This is a genomic window from Dyella dinghuensis, assembly GCF_003977615.1.
Classification (GTDB): Bacteria; Pseudomonadota; Gammaproteobacteria; order Xanthomonadales; family Rhodanobacteraceae; genus Dyella_B; species Dyella_B dinghuensis.
Genome location: NZ_RYZR01000003.1, coordinates 478016 through 494924 on the forward strand (window position 1 = coordinate 478016; position 16909 = coordinate 494924).

Genomic DNA, 16909 nt, shown 5'->3' on the forward strand with positions numbered 1-16909 from the left:
CATGAAGGCCGCGACCCTTTTCGTGAAAGCCCTGGAAGCCGAAGGCGTACGCTGGATATTCGGTGTGCCGGGCGAAGAAAACCTGGATCTCGTCGAAGCGCTCCGGGAATCGTCCATCCGATTGATCGTCACCCGTCACGAACAAGCTGCCGGTTTTATGGCCGCCACGTGGGGGCGCCTTACCGGCGAAACGGGCGTCGCACTGTCGACCCTTGGCCCGGGAGCGACCAACCTGGTCACCGCGGCGGCGTATGCACAGCTCGGCGCCATGCCCATGCTGATGATCACCGGCCAGAAGCCCATCCGCACGCACAAGCAGGGCATGTTTCAGCTGGTCGATGTCGTCGACATGATGCAACCGCTGACCAAATACACTCGCCAGATCGTGTCGGCGGCGACGATTCCGGCGCGCATCCGCGAAGCGTTCCGTCGTTCCGAAGAAGAACGCCCCGGTGCAGTGCACCTCGAGTTGCCGGAAGATATTGCGCGCGACGAGGTGGAAGACGCCATTCTGCTTCCCACCGAATACGCGCGGCGTCCAGCGCCCGACGATGCCGCACTGGTGCAAGCCGCCGAAGCAATCAGCAATGCAAAACATCCGATCCTGATGATCGGTGCGGGTGCGAATCGTCAACGCACAGCAGTCGCCTTGCGGGCCTTCATCGACAAACTCGGCATCCCGTTCTTTACCACGCAAATGGGCAAAGGCGTGGTCGATGAAGACCATCATCTGTGGCTTGGCAACGCAGCGCTGTCGGCTGGCGACTTCGTCCATCGCGCCATCGACGCTGCCGACGTCATCATCAACGCCGGTCACGATGTGGTGGAAAAGCCGCCGTTCTTCATGACGCGCGGTCGGCGCACGGTGATCCACATCAACTTCTCCTCCGCCGAAGTGGATTCGGTTTATTTCCCGCAAATTGAAGTCGTCGGCGATATTGCCCACACCATCGAGCGGCTGACCGATGCCTTGAGCAAGCAGGAACACTGGGATTTCAAATTCTTCGACAAGGTACGCGACGCATTCCACAAGCAGCTCGCGGAAAACGCCGACGATCCGCGCTTCCCGATGCATCCTGTGCGCATTGTCGACGACACGCGCAAGTACATGCCCGACGACGGTGTGCTCTGTCTCGACAACGGCATGTACAAGCTCTGGTATGCGCGCTATTACAAAGCGCGCCAACCCAATACGGTTTTGCTCGATAACGCCTTGGCGACGATGGGTGCAGGCTTACCTTCAGCGATGGCCGCGAAAATGGTTTATCCCGACCGCAAGGTGCTGGCGATTTGCGGCGACGGCGGTTTCATGATGAATGCGCAGGAGCTGGAAACGGCCGTGCGTCTGAAGCTCGATCTGGTAATACTGCTGTTGCACGACGACGCCTTCGGCATGATCCGCTGGAAACAGGCCGACATGGGATTTGCCGATTTCGGTATGGAGTTCGGCAACCCCGATTTCGTGAAATTCGCCGAAGCCCATGGCGCGCACGGCCACCGCCCGGAACGCGCCGACGATTTTCTTCCGACGTTGAAACGCGCTTACGACCAGGGCGGCGTGCATCTTATCGATCTGGCCATCGACTATTCCGACAACCACCGTGTGCTCGACGAAGAAATTCGCCGCTTGAGCGCTGCCGTTTGATATCAGGGATTGATCATGCTCAAGAAAACCTACCCTTACTATCTTGCCAATCAGCCGCAAACGTCCAAGACCATGATGGAGGTGCTGGATAAATACAGCGGCAAAGTCGCCACGCGCGTAGCCGTGCCCGACGACGGCGCTACCGAAAAAGCCATCAAGTCAGCGGTGAAAGCCGCCGGCCCCATGAAGGATTTCCGGCCCTGGGCACGGCAAGCCGTGTTGCAACATTGTGCAAAGCGCTTCGAAGAGCGTCGTGACGAACTGGCGATGGCGCTGTGCGTTGAGGCTGGCAAACCTATCAAGGATTCCGCTGGCGAAGTGACGCGACTGATCGAAACCTTTCGAGTTGCGGCGGAAGAAGCGGTGCGTGTGAACGGCGAAACGCTGAATCTTGAGCTTGCTTCGCGATTGGATGGTTATCACGGTTACACCAAGCGTGTGCCGCTTGGCCCCGTGTCCTTCATCACGCCGTTCAACTTTCCCCTCAATCTGGTTGCGCACAAGGTAGCGCCAGCGATCGCCGCGGGCTGTCCGTTTGTGCTGAAGCCTTCGGAAAAAACGCCGATCGGCGCATTGATCATCGGCGAAATCCTCGCCGAGACCGATTTGCCCAAAGGCGCATTCTCGGTGCTTACGCTGGATGGCAAGCACGCCACGCCGCTGGTCGAGGACGAACGCCTGAAACTGCTGTCATTTACCGGCGGCCAGATCGGCTGGGACCTGAAAGCCAAGGCCGGACACAAAAAGGTCACCCTGGAACTGGGCGGCAACGCAGCGTGCATCATCGATGCCGATCAGAAATCGCGCATGGATAAAGTGATCGAGCGACTGATTTTCGGCGCCTTCTATCAATCCGGCCAAAGCTGCATCAGCGTGCAGCGCATCTACGCCCATGCGTCGATTTACGACGAACTGAAAAAGCGACTCGTCGAAGCGGTGAAGGCGCTCAAGGCCGGCGACCCGAAGAAGAAAGACGTATTCCTCGGCCCGATGATTGATGACGCCGCAGCCGAACGCCTAGAGGGCTGGATCAAGGAAGCGCACAAGGCAGGCGGCAAGATCCTGTGTGGCGGCAAGCGTAAGGGCAACATGCTCGAAGCTACGCTAATGGAAAATGTGCCGCGCGATGCGAAGGTCAATCGCATGGAAGCCTTCGGACCGTTCGCGTTGCTCGCACCTTTCAAGCGTATGGACGACGCTATCGCCATGGTCAACGACTCCGACTTCGGCCTGCAGGCCGGCATCTTTACCGACAGCCTCGATCACGCCATGCGTGCATGGAACGGCCTGGAGCAAGGCGGCGTAGTCGTCAACGACGTACCAAGCTTCCGCGTGGACAATATGCCCTACGGCGGCGTCAAACTATCGGGCATCGGACGCGAAGGCGTGCGCTATGCGATTGAGGATATGACGGAAATTCGGCTGATGGTGATGCGCGAACGTTAACGCGCATCCATCGCACAAACCTCACCCGCCACCTGCCGCAGCCGATTCACATCGCGCAGCGGCGGTGCACCGTGTTGACGACTGTATTCGCGACTGAATTGCGAGGGGCTTTCGTAACCGACGCGATGTGCGGCGGTGGCTACGTCGCAGCCTTCCGTCAGCAACAAGCGGCGCGCTTCATGCAAGCGCAGCAGTTTTTGATATTGCAACGGACTCATCGCCGTGATCTGACGAAAGTGATGATGCAGCGACGACGCGCTCATATTCACCCTGTTGGCCAGATCGCCAATGCGCAGCGGCCGGCTGTAGTGTTGCTTGAGCCATTGGATCGCACGTGCAATCTGCTGACTCTGGCTCCCCGAGGTAGCAATTTGCGCAAGCCGAGCGCCCTGCTCCCCTGTCAACAACCGATAGATGATTTCGCGTTCGATCAGCGGCGCAAGCAACGGCAAATCGGCTGGTGAGTCGAGCAAACGCACAAGACGCAGCAACGGATCGAGAAGCTCGTTGTTCAACGGACTCAATGCCAGTCCGCGCACTGTCGCTGTGGCGTGCTTGGACAACTTCACCTCGGACAGCCATTCGCTGATGCGAACCGGATCGAGCCGTAGCGTTAGGCAAAGGCATGGCTCCTTGGGCGATGCACGCATCACTTGCGCCGACACCGGCACGTCGATCGAGCTGATCAGGTAATGCCCGTTCTCCTGCTCCAGGCGCTCGTCGCCCAACAGGATGTGTTTGCTGCCCTGTAGCAAGACGCCAAGACAGGGCTCGTACATCGCACAGGTGCGGTCGCTCGGGGCATCGGCGCGGAAGACGGACAGCCCGGGCCACGCGGTCGGGGTGAGTCCTTCGGACTGAGCGTATCGTTCAATGAGCGCTGTCAATTCCTCGCGACCAGGCTCCAGGCGGGGAAAGGCGTCAATCGGCTTGAGTTGGCTATTCATGTGGATAAACGGGCCATCACGAGGAGAGTAGAGATTGCCTGTTCCTGCGAGCCATGGCGAGTGCCCGCACCCAGCGCTGCAGGATCGGGCAAGCATCGAGCAGGAATCGACTAGCTCCATCCAGGCCGCGCTGCGCATACTTGCCCTCTGTTCGCTCCCCCTTCCTCAGGAGATATCCATGGCTCAGAACATTCGTGGCTACGCCGCGCAATCGGCCACCGCACCGCTGGCACCCCATCAGTTCGAGCGGCGCGATCCACGCCCGGATGACGTGGTCATCGACATCCTTTACTGCGGCGTCTGCCACTCCGATATCCACACCGCCCGCAACGAATGGGGCGGCAGCAAGTATCCGGTCGTGCCGGGACACGAAATCATTGGCCGCGTGGCCTCGGTCGGCGACAAAGTCACCAAGTTCAAAGTCGGCGATATGGTCGGCGTCGGTTGCATGGTCGATTCCTGCCAGCATTGCGACGCATGCAATCAAGGGCTCGAGCAGTACTGCGAAGAAGTGCCGACCTTTACGTACAACAGCCTTGATCGCCACGACAAGCGCCCGACATTCGGCGGCTATTCCGAGCGCATCGTGTCGTCGGAAAAGTTCGTGCTGCGCATTCCCGATGGCGTCGATCCGAAAGCCGCTGCGCCGCTGCTATGCGCGGGCATTACCACGTGGTCGCCGCTGCGCCACTGGAAGATCAGCAAAGGACACAAGGTCGCCATCATCGGCCTCGGCGGTCTGGGCCATATGGGTTTGAAATTTGCCAAGGCGATGGGTGCCGATGTCACGCTGTTTACGCGCTCGCCCGACAAGGAAGAAGAAGCGCGTCGTCTGGGTGCGGATCACGTGGTGCTTTCCACCGATCCGAAACAGATGGAAGCGGTGGGCCGTTCGTTTGACTTCATTCTCGATACGGTTCCGCACCAGCATGACCTCAATCCTTATCTGGCCACGCTGAAGCTCGATGGCATCCATGTACTGGTGGGATTGGTAGAACCGATCGAACCGGCTGTGCACGCAGGCGGTCTGATTTTCGGCCGTCGCTCCGTCGCCGGCTCGTTGATCGGCGGCATTCCGGAGACGCAGGAAATGCTGGATTTCTGCGCCAAGCACGGCATCGGCTCGGATATCGAGATGATCAATATCCAGGACATCAACGAAGCCTACGCACGCATGCTCAAGAGCGACGTGCGCTACCGCTTCGTGATCGACATGGCCTCGCTGAAGAAAGAAGCTTGATAGTTGTCTTGACGAACGAACGGCCGGATGTGCGCTGCACATCCGGCCGTCTTGTTTAATCAGGCCGCACCGTATCGGCTCGGCGGCGGCGCGTTCCATCCTAGGACGTTGTAGAGGTGATACGTCAGGATGCCGATGTATTCGTGCAAAGCCGTATCCGTCAACGTCATGTTCCACACGTTAGGCAACCATGTAAGGCGAACCTGGATGTAATCCCCGCGCACGGGTGTTGGATCCATACCAAAATGCGCAAAAAACGCTTGCGCGCGGCGCAAATGGAAGGCCGACGTTACAAGCACGACACGCTGTGGCTGATACGCATGAAGTAACGGTTGCACGAATTGCGCGTTCTGCCACGTATTCATGCTGCGCGCGTCGAGGATCAGGTCGGATGGATCCACACCCATCGACTGCAGCACCGCCGCATAAGAATCCGCTTCCGACATGCCGTTGTGAAACGCATCACCGCCGCTGACCACTAATTTGCAGTTGTCGCCTGCCTGCTTGCATGAACGGTATAGCGCATACGCCTCGATAATGCGCCCGTCCGCAAAAATGGTCGGTTCAACACGGTCTGTGTCCTCGATCCGTGCAGTCCCCGCACCCAGCAATACAATCGCATTGCGCTGTGCCCAGCTGATATCCGGGCGCACGGCATACGGCGATTGCAGGTGAGTCAGCAACCACTTGGGTAGCGGGCCACAGGCCGATGCAAGAAACAGTGCAAGCGCGAGACCATAAAGCGTCCACTGGCATCGTCGCCAGCGAAAAAGACCGAAGAGAAATCCGATCAGCACGAGCACCAGCAGCCACAGGATCAACATGCGCAACTATCCGTATGGAAAGCATGCAGCCTAACGCAAGCGCCATGCGCTCGCTTCCCCTAACCTATGCAGCATGAGTGACACGTTGCACACACTGGTTGCTGCTGCCAGCCATAGCGAAGACATCCGCAAGAGCCGCTTCCTGGCGCAAGCGGCACCGGTCGATACACCGCAGCACGCGCTGACCTACGTGCAGCAGGTCAGCGATCTGTCCGCCACGCACAACTGCTGGGCGTATCGCATCGGGCAGGACTACCGCTTCAACGACGATGGCGAGCCCGGCGGCACAGCCGGGCGCCCGATCCTGCAGGCCATCGAGGGACAGGGCGTGGGTCGCGTCGTGGTGGTCGTGACGCGCTGGTACGGCGGCATCAAGCTCGGTGCAGGAGGGCTTGCTCGCGCCTATGGCGGAACGGCGGCCGAATGCCTGCGGCTCGCCCAACGCGTTCCGATCGTCACGATGATTCGGCTTGGCGTGCGATGCGACTTCCCCGACCTCGCCCGCATGAAAGCGCGCCTGAAGGATCTGGGCGCCGACGTCGAGCAGGAAACCTTCGATGCGACCGGTGTGACCTTGCATCTGCGCTTGCCGCACGATGTCGTCGAGGATGCGAAGGCCCGCATTGTCGACATCAGCCGTGGCCGTCATGAAGCCTACGAACTCGATTGAAAATGCGCGTCATCGAAACGCCAGAATCCCGCCTTTCACGGCACCCATCTCTGCCGAAAACTTGCACGCTGGCCCGACGTGGAACCCGTGCATGAAGCACGGGTACGTTGCGGCCAGAGGGGACCTCCATGCATCGCCTTCCCGGACTCGATCTGCTGCGTGCTATCGCTATCGTCTGGGTAATGCTTTTCCATTCCTGGATCGTCGGTGGGCTTGGTAGTCCCTACGATGCTGTCGCCGGTTATGGGTGGATGGGTGTCGATCTATTTTTTGTGTTGAGCGGTTACCTGATAGGTTATCAGTTGCTCAAACCTTTGAGCCTTGGTGAACCGCTGCGCTTAGCCGAGTTTTATCGGCGTCGCGCCTATCGCATCCTTCCGGCATTCCTGACAGTACTAGCCATTTACGTGCTTCTGCCGGGCTGGCGCGAAGCACCGGGTTTGCAGCCTGCGTGGCAGTTCCTGACGTTCACGGTCAATCTGCTGATCGACTATCAGCACAATCAGGCTTTCTCGCATGCCTGGTCGCTATGTGTCGAGGAACACTTCTATCTTTTGTTTCCGTTGCTCGCGTGGGGATTGGCCAGATGCCGTTCGCGCACGCTTGTCATCGGACTGTGCCTGTTCGTCGTTGCTGCGGGAATGTTGATACGTGGCTATGCATCCATGCATGGCAAGGATTATCTGGAGAGCATTTACTACCCAACGTATACGCGCCTCGATGGATTGATGGCGGGCGTATTGCTAGCCGCTATTCAGTCGTATCAACCCCAGCGCTGGGCGCGCCTGCAAGGGCATGCCAATACACTTGCTGTGGCGGGACTCATCATCGTCGGTTTTTCGATGTGGCTCTTTCGCGATCGTAGCTTCGCGCCGGTCGTGTTCGGCTTCCCGTTACTCGCGCTGGGATTCGCCCTGCTCGTTGCCGCGGCGGCAACTAAGCAAAGCTTTGGGCGCTGGCAGGTTCCCGGAGCCGGCTGGATGGCGGCGATGTCCTACAGCCTTTACCTCAGCCACAAACTGGCCATGCATCGGGTCGCCAGTTCGCTCGCCACGCACCCGCAGATCCACGGCTGGGCCGCGTTTTTGCTCTACGCCGTGACGATTTTCCTTTTCGGCACCCTGCTCCACTATGGGGTGGAACGTCCGTTCCTGCGCCTGCGAGATAGGCACACCGCCGCGCTGGGGCGGCCTGCTATCGCGGCCAGCGGGCCCCTCCCAGCTGCAAATGATTGAATCGTCTGGCGCGGGCCCCATGTGAATTCGAACGGCATACGGCGAGAACCCATGAGCACACCCCCGGCCAACGATCCCAAACGCCCTCGCCGCATCGGCTCGCTGAAGCTGTTGTGGCCGTTTGTGCGGCCCAACCGGACGCTAGCGTTTGGCTGGCTGCTGTTCCTGGCCTTGTCCTCCGCTTCCGCGCTGGTATTGCCGGTCGCGGTGCGGCACATGTTCGACCACGGCTTTCGCCACTCCAATGCGCAAGCCATCAACGGCAGCTTTCTGGCGCTGTTTGTCGTTGCATTGGTGATGGCCTTCGCCACCGCGGCGCGCTTCTACTGCATCTCGCTGTTGGGCGAACGCACGCTTGCCGCGCTTCGCTCCAAACTCTATGCGCACGTGATTCGTCTGGATGTCGGGTTCTACGAACGCAACCGCGTGGGCGAACTGACATCACGCCTGGGTACGGATACCGAGGTGGTGCAGGCCTTGGTCGGCTCGGGCATTTCGGTTGCCTTGCGCAGTGCGGTCATGCTGATCGGCGCGACGGTTGCGATGGTCTGGACCAGTCCGCGACTCGCCGGCCTTACCGCGCTGGTGATTCCCGCCGTGGTCCTGCCCATCCTGATATTCGGCCGTCGCGTACAGAAGCTTTCGCGTGCCAGCCAGGATCGTCTCGCCGACGCAGCGGCGATTGCCAACGAAACACTCAACGCCGCATCGGCCGTGAAAGCCTATGCGCGCGAGGGCATAGAAAGCGACCGCTATGGCGATGCCATCGCGCGCGCGCTGTCGACTGCGCGCAAGCGTATCGGTGTGCGTTCGATTCTCACGGCCGTTGTGATCACGCTGTTTTTCGGCGCGATCACCCTGGTGCTCTGGGTCGGTGCACGCGATGTGCTCGCCGGAACACTCGAGGAAGGCGTCCTCGCGCAATTCATCTTTTACGCTGTGTATTCCGGCGGTTCGATGATGGGTTTGTCCGATGTGTGGGGCGACGTGTTGCGTGCAGCCGGTGCCATGGAGCGCATTGGCGAACTGTTCGCCGAGGACGCGACGATTGCCGACCCGCCGAACCCCGTCGCACTGCCAACACCCGTTCACGGCGCGCTGCGTTTTGAGCACATCGAGTTTCGCTATCCGACGCGCCTTGATGCTCCTGCGCTGCACGACTTCAATCTCGATATACGCCCAGGCGAAACGGTGGCACTGGTCGGACCTTCCGGCGCCGGCAAGAGCACCGTCTTTGCGCTACTGCTGCGCTTCTACGATCCGCAACGTGGCCGCATCACGTTCGATGGCGTCGATCTTCGCGCGATGACACTGCCGGAACTACGCGGCGCCATCGCACTGGTGCCGCAGGAAACGGTGCTGTTCAGCGGCAGCGCTGCTGACAACATCCGTTTCGGACGGCAAGACGCCAGCGACGAGGAAGTGCACGATGCCGCCCGCGCCGCCGAGGCGAACGATTTCATCCAGCTGCTGCAGGATGGCTATAACGCGGAACTGGGCGAGCGCGGCGTACGTCTGTCGGGCGGTCAGCGCCAGCGCGTGGCGATTGCGCGTGCGATTCTGCGTGATGCCCCATTGCTACTGTTGGACGAGGCGACTTCGTCGTTGGATGCACAATCGGAAGCGGCGATTCAACAGGCACTGGAACGGCTGGAAAAAGGCCGTACCACGCTGGTTATCGCGCACCGTCTGGCCACCGTGCAGCGTGCGGATCGCATTGTGGTGATGGATGGCGGACGCATCATTGCGCAAGGCACGCATGCGAGCCTCTTGGCCGAAGGCGGTCTTTACGCCGAACTGGCACGTTTGCAGTTTGTAGCCTGATCCAACGAGAACGGCTCTTCGCATTCGGCTGCTCTTTCCTCCGCATAGAGGATTGAGGCGAGGGTATTCTTGCGTTGAATGCTTATAAGAGCGCGCTTTGAATCGAGGCGCCGCAAGATTGGCCCCTCATCCCAACCTTCTCCCCAGAGGGGAGAAGGGGTGCACGCAAAAAGCCATGTTTATAAAAAGAGAAAGCCTTGCGCTAGGCAAGGCTTTCTCCGAACTGCTATAGACGGATTGATCAGACCGCGAGTTCGACACCGGAAGCCTGGGCACCTTTCGGGCCCTGGGTCACTTCGAACTTCACGCGCTGGCCTTCCTGCAGGCTACGAAAGCCCTTGGAGTTGATCGCCGAGAAGTGGACAAACACGTCCTCCCCACCGTCCTCGGGTGCGATAAAACCGAAACCCTTGGCGTCGTTGAACCACTTGACCGTACCGAAACGCATTGCGTGAACCTCTGAATCTAAGGACTGGATGCACCAAGTCTCTGCGAGAACCAACCTCTACCCCTAGGTCCACCGCCCCTGGCACGGAGAAAGTATCTGCACGTTTCTGGGTAAAGCGCAATATGTGACTGCGCGGGGTATGACCTAAAGCGGGTTGATTGCTTAGGTTTTAAGCAGTTCGGCGAGGATCGGCGGCACCTGGGCGGTGGCGGCCGCGAGGTGGGCGAAGATCTCTTCGATGCTGATTTCCGCTTCGTCGCCGCAGCCGGCGGCAAAGTTGGCGACCAACGCAAGGCAGGCGTAATCCAGTTCCAGCTCGCGGGCGAGGCAGGCTTCGGGCATGCCGGTCATGCCGACCAGATCGCAGCCGTCGCGTTTCATACGGGCGATTTCGGCGCGGGTTTCCAGGCGCGGCCCCTGTGTTGCACCGTAGCAACCGCCGTCGATAACCGCGACGCCTGCACGATGGGCTGCGCCGATCAATGCCGTTCGCAGCGACGCGGTATACGGTTCGCTGAAATCGATATGTTTGACCCCGGCGCCTTCGACATCGCAAAAGCTGGTGTAGCGCCCGTGCGTGTAATCGATGACCTGGTCGGGAATGACGATGACGCGCGGCCCCATGTCGGCGCGAATGCCACCTACCGCATTCACACCGATCACCCGGCGCGCACCCAGGTGCTGCAGTGCCCAGAGGTTGGCGCGGTAATTCACGCGATGCGGCGGTAGCGTATGGCTTTCGCCATGGCGCGCCAGAAAAGCAATGCGACGGCCCGCAAAATCGCCGATCACTACATCGCCCGATGCCGGACCGTAGGGGGTATCGACGCTTTGACGAGAAGTGTTTTCGAGGCCCGGAAATTTATAGAGGCCGCTGCCGCCGATGACGGCGAGATCAATGGAAGAGGTCATGGAATGGCCTGGCGTGAATACGTTTACAAGTGAAGAGAAAGCACGATTGCGCCCTATTCTTTCAGCGCATAGATGGCAGGCAGATTACGGCCTTGTTCGTAGTAGTCCATGCCGAAGCCGAAGACATAACGGTCGGGCAATTCCACGCCGTTGAAATCGCTGATGATGCCCTCGGCGACGCGATCGTGCTGTTTGCAGCACAGCGTGACCACCAGTACGCGCTTCGCACCACGCTGAAGACAATCGTCGCGAACGGCTTTCAACGTATGGCCTTCGTCGAGAATGTCGTCGACGAGCAGCACGGTACGGTCCTGCAGCGACACGACGGGCTCGCGCAGCCAATGCAGATCGCTGCCGGATGTTTTACCGCGATAACGCGTGGCATGCACGTAATCGAATTCCATATCGGTGCGGATCGTCAGAGCCAGCAAGCCGCCGAACACCAAGGCACCGTTCATGACGGTAAGGAACACCGCACGCTCGCCATCGAGCGTGGCGTCGATGGCACGGCCCATGTCCGCGATCACGGTGTCCAGTTGTTCGCGATCGAATAGCTTGTCTGAGCGCAGCAGCGCATCGGTCAGGGACGGTGGAGATTGGCTCATGGAGATTCCTTAGTGATCCAATGCAGTGACGCGGGCGACGAAGCGATCGCGTTGCGGATTGTCGAGCAAACCGGCCCAGGTTGCGCCGATTGCGCCGCGCAGTATGGCGACGCGTTGCATGCTGGTCTCGGAAGCTTGCGGCATCGCGGCAATGGCCTCTTCCACCACGTCGGGGAAACAGGCCAGCACGAGATCGCAGCCGGCGGCGAAATGCGCGTGAATGCGTTTCTCTACGCTACCCGCGACGCCGGCGGCGGCCATGCTGATGTCATCGCTGATCACGGCACCCTGAAAGCCGAGTTCGTCGCGCAGGATGCCGTGAATCCAGCGACGCGAATAGCCTGCCGGTTGATCGTCGACTGCCGGATAGACCACATGGGCCATCATGACTGCCTCCGCATGCGCGGCGAACGCTTCCGTGAAGGGGCGAAGATCATCGCGGCGGATATCGTCCAATGAACGCGGATCAATGGCCTGCGCCTTGTGGGTATCCGCAGCGACGGACCCATGCCCCGGAAAGTGCTTCAGCACGGCAGCCATCCCGCCCAGATGCATGCCGCGCACGTAGGCTTGAACCAGTTCACCCGTAATCGCCGGATCGGCATGGAAAGCACGCGAACCAATGGCGGCGTTACCACGTGCGAGATCCGCGACCGGGGCAAAACTGAAATCGATACCACTGGCGCGCAATTCGCTGGCCATCACCCAGGCGTGTTCTTCGGCCAGACGCACGGCTTCGGCAGGATCACGGTCGTACACCTCGCCAATGCGTGCGAGCGCCGGCAATCGGGTAAACCCTTCGCGGAAACGCTGCACCGGGCCGCCTTCTTGATCCACGGCAATCAGCGTGTCTTCACCCGCCACTTCGCGGATCGATTCGACCAGCGAGAGCAGCTGATCGCGGTTGGCATAGTTGCGCGAGAACAAAATCACACCAGCCACACCCGGTGCCGTGAGCCACGCGCGCTCGTGCGGCAACAGCTCGGGTCCGGCGATACCGATCAGCAACATCAGGCCTTTACTCCGTGCATGGGTTTGGCGTCGTTCGCGTCGCGCTCGGCCGGGCTCCACGTGGTGTATGGGTGCCCGATCAAATTCACGTTGTAGTACCGCTCCAGATCGCTCACTTCGCGTCCCAGCCATGCCGGACGCGGAAAGTGCGCATCGGCGGCAGGCAATTCGATTTCCGCGACGATCAGGCCACGGTTGTTGCCACTGAATTCATCGACCTCGAACAGCCAGCCGTCAATGGTTACGTGGTGACGCGTCTTTTCCAGCGCGCCATCGCAGAGTGTCTCAAGCATGGTTTTGGCGTCATCGAGCGGCAACGGCAATTCGTATTCGGCGCGCGATACGCCCAAGTCCACTGATTTGATGTTGAGCCACGCTTGTTCGCCGCTGATGCGCACCCGTACCGACGCGCGCGCCGTTCCGTCTCGCATCGCGCTCACGTCGACCAGATAACCCTGGGCGATGCGCTTGCTCTCCGTCACCGCTTGTCGCCAATCATCGTTGGCCAGGAGAAACTTGCGTTCGATTTCGATGCCCATCGTCTGCCCCTTAGCGGCGCTCGAATAGCGCAATGGATTCGACGTGTGCAGTGTGCGGGAACATATCCATCACGCCAGCGGATTTCAGCCGGAAACCATGTTGGTTGACCAGGATGCCCGCGTCTCGCGCCAACGATGCCGGATGACAGGATACGTAGACAATGCGGCTGGTCTCCTTATGCGGCAGATACTCAAGCACCTTGTCGGCTCCTGCGCGCGGCGGATCGAGCAATAGCTTGTCCCACGGCTTGCGGGACCAGTCTGTGCCACGCTGATCTTCAAACAGATTGGCCACATGGAAGCGCGCATTGGTAATACCGTTTCTGGCAGCATTCTCCGCGGCGCGTGTGACAAGGCCATGCTCCCCTTCCACACCCGTCACTTCCGCAACGCGGCGCGCGAGCGGCAAGGTGAAATTGCCCAGCCCGCAGAAGAGATCCAGTACATGGTCGGTCGGCTGCGGATCGAGCAATTCCAGCGTGCGCGCCATCATGCGGCGATTCATGCCGGCATTGACCTGCACGAAATCGAGCGGCTGAAATTCGAGTTCGACATCCTGCACGCCTTCCCCGGCGGGAATTCGGAAGGCGAGTCGCGGATGTTCGGGCCACAGCGGATGCACGCTACTGATGCCTCCCGGCTGGAGGTAGATCGCAAAGCCGTGCTCCTGACCAAACGCGATGAGTGCGGCGCGATCGCGCTCGCTAAGCGGCTGCAGGTGGCGGAAAACCAATGCGATGGTGTCGTCGCCCGCGGCAAATTCAATCTGCGGAATTTCCGCTGCCGCATCCATGTTGCTGATGAGTTCGCCGAGCAAACCGATCTTCGGCCCCAGCGCCGGATGCACGACATCGCAATGCGTGATGTCGGCGACGAAACGCGGATTGCTTTCTTCGCGAAAGCCAACAAGCACTCGGCCTTTCTTGGCCACCGCGCGCACGGACAAACGACCCTTGCGACGATAACCCCAGGCTTCGTCGGTAAGCGGCGCAAGCCAGCTTTCCGGTTCCACCTTGCCGATGCGCGCAAAATTATCGACAAGCACACGTTGCTTGGCTTCGATCTGCGCGACGGCATCGAGATGCTGCAACGAGCAGCCGCCGCATTGCCCGAAGTGACGGCAACGAGGCTCAACGCGATGTTCCGACGGGGTGATCACTTCGACGGTTTCGGCTTCATCGAAATTGCGGTGACGTTTGCGCATCCGTATGCGCACTTGCTCGCCGAGCAAGGCGCCGCTGACGAATACGGTCTTGCCGTCGATGCGTGCAACGCCCCGGCCGTCGTGACTCAAATCGGTGATGGCGGCTTCAAATTCTTTCATCGGCACTCTTGGAAAAGCGGGCACCCGGATCGATGAGCCCGGGCGTGGTCATGAGGTAACAGAAGAAAGCGTAGGCCATGGCCAACCTTCCGCATCCGCCCATGATACCAGCCGTGGCCGAGGAGCCAGGAGGCCCGAATTAGCGATCGGCGACGTTGCCTTGGGACGCTGCCTTGAGACGGTGCAAGAACGTCGGCCAGTCGATTCGCGTCTGCTCGCCCACCACGTGCAGATAGGGCAAGCCGCTGCCTTCGACGATGGTGTAGCCGCTAGCATCTCCGTCGAGACCACTGAACGTGCACACCCCATTCTGCAAGGTGGTGTCGATCCCCATCCGCTTGTAATTGAGCGTCTTGAAGAGCTTCATCACCGCGCCCTGGAAACCGCCCGCCGCGGTACCGCCAGTTACAACGGAGAGATTGTTGGCGGCGTGCAGGCTGATCTTCCCGCCGTTCTGGGCGAGCAATGACGCCTTGAATGCGACGAGGTTACCACCCACAAGTTGCACCCCGTTGATCGAGCCATCCAGACGGCCGGTCATGCTGCCGAAACTGAAGGTATCGGCAAGCGGCGCGAGATCGAGCTGATGCAGCGCGACATCCGTAGTGATGATCGGGTTCTCGCTCAGCGGTTGCTGCACGGAGAGGTGCGTGAGAACAGCTGTGCCGTCGAACGCCTTGGCGGTGAGCTCGCCTTGAAGCTCGTATCGCTCGTTGATCGACGACATGGACGAAATCGTGCCATCCAGCGTGCCGGCGATCGGCGTCCAGCCCATGGTTTGATTGAGCGTCGCGAGGTCAACGCCAGCCACACTGGCAGCGAGATTCAGGCGTTGCGCTTTGGCAGCAGCAGGGCGCCATTCCAACGCCGTGAGATGAACCTGACCTTTGAGCAGCGGCATATCCAACGGTGACTGCAGCGCGAGACTTCCGTCATGACTGTGCCAATGCGATTGCGCGGCGCCGACTGCGTATTTGCGCCATACCAGCTGATTCCAGCCGAACGTGGTCGGCGGTTTGTCACCCTGTTCTGACCAGTCAACGTTCCCGTGAAGGCCGCTGGCCTGAAGCTGGCCAGTGCTATCGGCAAGATCCAGCCCGTCGCTATGGAAGGCGAAACTGCGCCAGCTATCCGCCACGTAGTCGAGATGGCCATCAAGCTGGCCGCTGATATGCAAGTTCGGCGCTAACGCGTTATCGAACCAGGGTTGACCGTAGCGATCGTAGGCTGCTGGGAAACGTGCCTGGAAATGATCGAGTTTCAATTTCTGCAGATTGCCTTTTGCATCGATGGAGAGTGCACCATCGAGCTGCAAGGCATCCGCGTCATCCAGATGAAGGCGACTGACCTCTGCACCGCCATGTTCCATATTGGCCACAAGATCCAGCGCAATATCATGGTCAGGCAAGCGCGCGAGCGCGGGTCCGAACTGCAACTGACCGCCATGCAGGCTGCCGTTCAAGGCAAGTTGTGCTGGACGATGTGTTGCATCCAGCGCGAAACGCGCATGCCCAGCCAACCCATCTGCGGCGACGTTGCCTGCAGGTGTGGTGTATTTAAGGTCTGCCGTCGTGACATCGCCGGACGACTGGAATCCTTCGTCTCGTACATCGAGCGCGAGTTCAGCATCCACTTTTCCGCCAGCAACATGCCCTGCCCAAACGGTTGCCAACAAGCCTTGCAACCAGCCGGCCGGCAGATTGTGCATGTTGATCTGCGCGTGGCTGGGCTGATCCAGCGGAAGCGCTGCACCGACGCGTATCACACCTTGCGTCGCATCGACTTCCAGCGTGTTCGCCGATCCGTCCATCACCACCGCAATGATCGCGTTGCTCAACGCACCACCGGGAGCGCCAGTGAACTGTGCAGTGCCGTCGAACAGCCAGCGCATTTGGATATCGCGCCGAAGATTGCCTTGCAGTGTCAGGCCGACCTTCCGCCAGCCCAATGTCGGGAAGTCAGCCTTGCTTGCGTGCAGGCTGATCTTTACCGTGTTCGGATCTGCGCCTGGCGCCAGCCGTGCTGTGATGTCCTGCAGGCTGGCGCCCGGGACATCGACTCGCTTGGCCGCGACGACCGTATCCGCCCACACCGGTACCGCCCCCATCAAACCGCAGAAGGTACACAGGCAAAGTAGCGAGCGGCGCAATGAACGAAACATGTCCGCCCATTCTGCCAAACTAAGCTGAACGAAACGGACAACGACGATGCCGTACCTGTCCCCTTCCTCGCCCACCGA

At 60.1% G+C, this 16909-nt stretch carries 15 protein-coding genes; 6 read left to right on the forward strand and 9 right to left on the reverse strand.

Annotated features, from left to right (window positions below; all coding sequences use genetic code 11):
• The first annotated feature begins 1 nt into the window (after position 1).
• A complete protein-coding gene (locus EKH79_RS05170; protein WP_126672712.1) occupies positions 2-1645 on the forward strand; it encodes an acetolactate synthase large subunit in 1644 nt (547 codons plus the stop codon).
• A gap of 15 nt (positions 1646-1660) precedes the next feature.
• Complete coding sequence (locus EKH79_RS05175; RefSeq protein WP_126672713.1) at positions 1661-3091, forward strand: aldehyde dehydrogenase family protein; 1431 nt, start codon at positions 1661-1663, stop codon at positions 3089-3091.
• Here the strand turns inward: EKH79_RS05175 and EKH79_RS05180 are convergent.
• Positions 3088-4038, reverse strand: coding sequence for an AraC family transcriptional regulator (locus EKH79_RS05180; protein WP_126672714.1), 951 nt, complete (start codon positions 4036-4038; stop codon positions 3088-3090). The genes EKH79_RS05175 and EKH79_RS05180 overlap by 4 nt on opposite strands.
• Before the next feature lie 178 nt (positions 4039-4216).
• Between EKH79_RS05180 and EKH79_RS05185 the strand changes: the two genes are divergently transcribed.
• A complete protein-coding gene (locus EKH79_RS05185) occupies positions 4217-5278 on the forward strand; it encodes an NAD(P)-dependent alcohol dehydrogenase (RefSeq protein ID WP_126672715.1) in 1062 nt (353 codons plus the stop codon).
• A 59-nt stretch (positions 5279-5337) separates the two neighbouring features.
• On the opposite strand, the gene EKH79_RS05190 is transcribed toward EKH79_RS05185, so the two are convergent.
• Positions 5338-6102 (reverse strand): YdcF family protein, encoded by a 765-nt coding sequence (locus EKH79_RS05190; RefSeq protein ID WP_126672716.1) that lies wholly within the window; start codon positions 6100-6102, stop codon positions 5338-5340.
• A gap of 73 nt (positions 6103-6175) precedes the next feature.
• Here EKH79_RS05190 and EKH79_RS05195 point away from each other — a divergent pair, with 73 nt between their 5' ends.
• The 3 genes from EKH79_RS05195 (at position 6176) to EKH79_RS05205 (ending at position 9831) form a co-directional block, all read left to right on the forward strand.
• Complete coding sequence (locus EKH79_RS05195) at positions 6176-6772, forward strand: IMPACT family protein (RefSeq protein ID WP_126672717.1); 597 nt, start codon at positions 6176-6178, stop codon at positions 6770-6772.
• A gap of 128 nt (positions 6773-6900) precedes the next feature.
• The gene (locus EKH79_RS05200) at positions 6901-8007 is read left to right on the forward strand and encodes an acyltransferase family protein (RefSeq protein WP_126672718.1); all 1107 of its coding nucleotides are present in this window, start codon (positions 6901-6903) and stop codon (positions 8005-8007) included.
• Positions 8008-8058: 51 nt separating this feature from the next.
• Positions 8059-9831 (forward strand): ABC transporter transmembrane domain-containing protein, encoded by a 1773-nt coding sequence (locus tag EKH79_RS05205; protein ID WP_126672719.1) that lies wholly within the window; start codon positions 8059-8061, stop codon positions 9829-9831.
• A 241-nt stretch (positions 9832-10072) separates the two neighbouring features.
• Here EKH79_RS05205 and EKH79_RS05210 read toward each other — a convergent pair whose 3' ends face one another.
• From EKH79_RS05210 to EKH79_RS05240, 7 genes are all read right to left on the reverse strand, one after another.
• Positions 10073-10279, reverse strand: coding sequence for a cold-shock protein (locus tag EKH79_RS05210; protein ID WP_126672720.1), 207 nt, complete (start codon positions 10277-10279; stop codon positions 10073-10075).
• Positions 10280-10441: 162 nt separating this feature from the next.
• Entirely contained in the window at positions 10442-11191 is a 750-nt protein-coding gene (locus EKH79_RS05215) for an S-methyl-5'-thioinosine phosphorylase (protein ID WP_126672721.1), read from the reverse strand.
• A gap of 53 nt (positions 11192-11244) precedes the next feature.
• Entirely contained in the window at positions 11245-11796 is a 552-nt protein-coding gene (locus tag EKH79_RS05220; RefSeq protein WP_126672722.1) for a hypoxanthine-guanine phosphoribosyltransferase, read from the reverse strand.
• A 9-nt stretch (positions 11797-11805) separates the two neighbouring features.
• Positions 11806-12807, reverse strand: coding sequence for a beta-N-acetylhexosaminidase (gene nagZ / locus EKH79_RS05225; protein ID WP_126672723.1), 1002 nt, complete (start codon positions 12805-12807; stop codon positions 11806-11808).
• Complete coding sequence (locus EKH79_RS05230; RefSeq protein ID WP_126672724.1) at positions 12807-13346, reverse strand: CYTH domain-containing protein; 540 nt, start codon at positions 13344-13346, stop codon at positions 12807-12809. Before EKH79_RS05230 ends, nagZ begins: the two co-directional genes overlap by 1 nt.
• A gap of 10 nt (positions 13347-13356) precedes the next feature.
• On the reverse strand, positions 13357-14670 hold the full coding sequence (gene rlmD, locus EKH79_RS05235; RefSeq protein ID WP_126672725.1) for a 23S rRNA (uracil(1939)-C(5))-methyltransferase RlmD: 1314 nt from the start codon (positions 14668-14670) through the stop codon (positions 13357-13359).
• A gap of 139 nt (positions 14671-14809) precedes the next feature.
• Positions 14810-16831: a translocation/assembly module TamB domain-containing protein gene (locus tag EKH79_RS05240; RefSeq protein ID WP_126672726.1), complete on the reverse strand. Its 2022-nt coding sequence runs from the start codon at positions 16829-16831 to the stop codon at positions 14810-14812.
• Positions 16832-16909: the final 78 nt, after the last annotated feature.

Bases quoted from the DNA above. Each gene is read 5' to 3' on its own strand.
- EKH79_RS05195 (WP_126672717.1), top strand. From the start codon at position 6,176: ATGAGTGACACGTTGCACACACTGGTTGCTGCTGCCAGCCATAGCGAA.
- nagZ (WP_126672723.1), bottom strand. From the start codon at position 12,807: ATGTTGCTGATCGGTATCGCCGGACCCGAGCTGTTGCCGCACGAGCGC.
- EKH79_RS05230 (WP_126672724.1), bottom strand. From the start codon at position 13,346: ATGGGCATCGAAATCGAACGCAAGTTTCTCCTGGCCAACGATGATTGG.
- EKH79_RS05200 (WP_126672718.1), top strand. From the start codon at position 6,901: ATGCATCGCCTTCCCGGACTCGATCTGCTGCGTGCTATCGCTATCGTC.
- EKH79_RS05170 (WP_126672712.1), top strand. From the start codon at position 2: ATGAAGGCCGCGACCCTTTTCGTGAAAGCCCTGGAAGCCGAAGGCGTA.
- EKH79_RS05205 (WP_126672719.1), top strand. From the start codon at position 8,059: ATGAGCACACCCCCGGCCAACGATCCCAAACGCCCTCGCCGCATCGGC.
- EKH79_RS05220 (WP_126672722.1), bottom strand. From the start codon at position 11,796: ATGAGCCAATCTCCACCGTCCCTGACCGATGCGCTGCTGCGCTCAGAC.
- EKH79_RS05210 (WP_126672720.1), bottom strand. From the start codon at position 10,279: ATGCGTTTCGGTACGGTCAAGTGGTTCAACGACGCCAAGGGTTTCGGT.
- EKH79_RS05185 (WP_126672715.1), top strand. From the start codon at position 4,217: ATGGCTCAGAACATTCGTGGCTACGCCGCGCAATCGGCCACCGCACCG.
- EKH79_RS05175 (WP_126672713.1), top strand. From the start codon at position 1,661: ATGCTCAAGAAAACCTACCCTTACTATCTTGCCAATCAGCCGCAAACG.
- EKH79_RS05180 (WP_126672714.1), bottom strand. From the start codon at position 4,038: ATGAATAGCCAACTCAAGCCGATTGACGCCTTTCCCCGCCTGGAGCCT.
- EKH79_RS05190 (WP_126672716.1), bottom strand. From the start codon at position 6,102: ATGTTGATCCTGTGGCTGCTGGTGCTCGTGCTGATCGGATTTCTCTTC.
- rlmD (WP_126672725.1), bottom strand. From the start codon at position 14,670: ATGAAAGAATTTGAAGCCGCCATCACCGATTTGAGTCACGACGGCCGG.
- EKH79_RS05240 (WP_126672726.1), bottom strand. From the start codon at position 16,831: ATGTTTCGTTCATTGCGCCGCTCGCTACTTTGCCTGTGTACCTTCTGC.
- EKH79_RS05215 (WP_126672721.1), bottom strand. From the start codon at position 11,191: ATGACCTCTTCCATTGATCTCGCCGTCATCGGCGGCAGCGGCCTCTAT.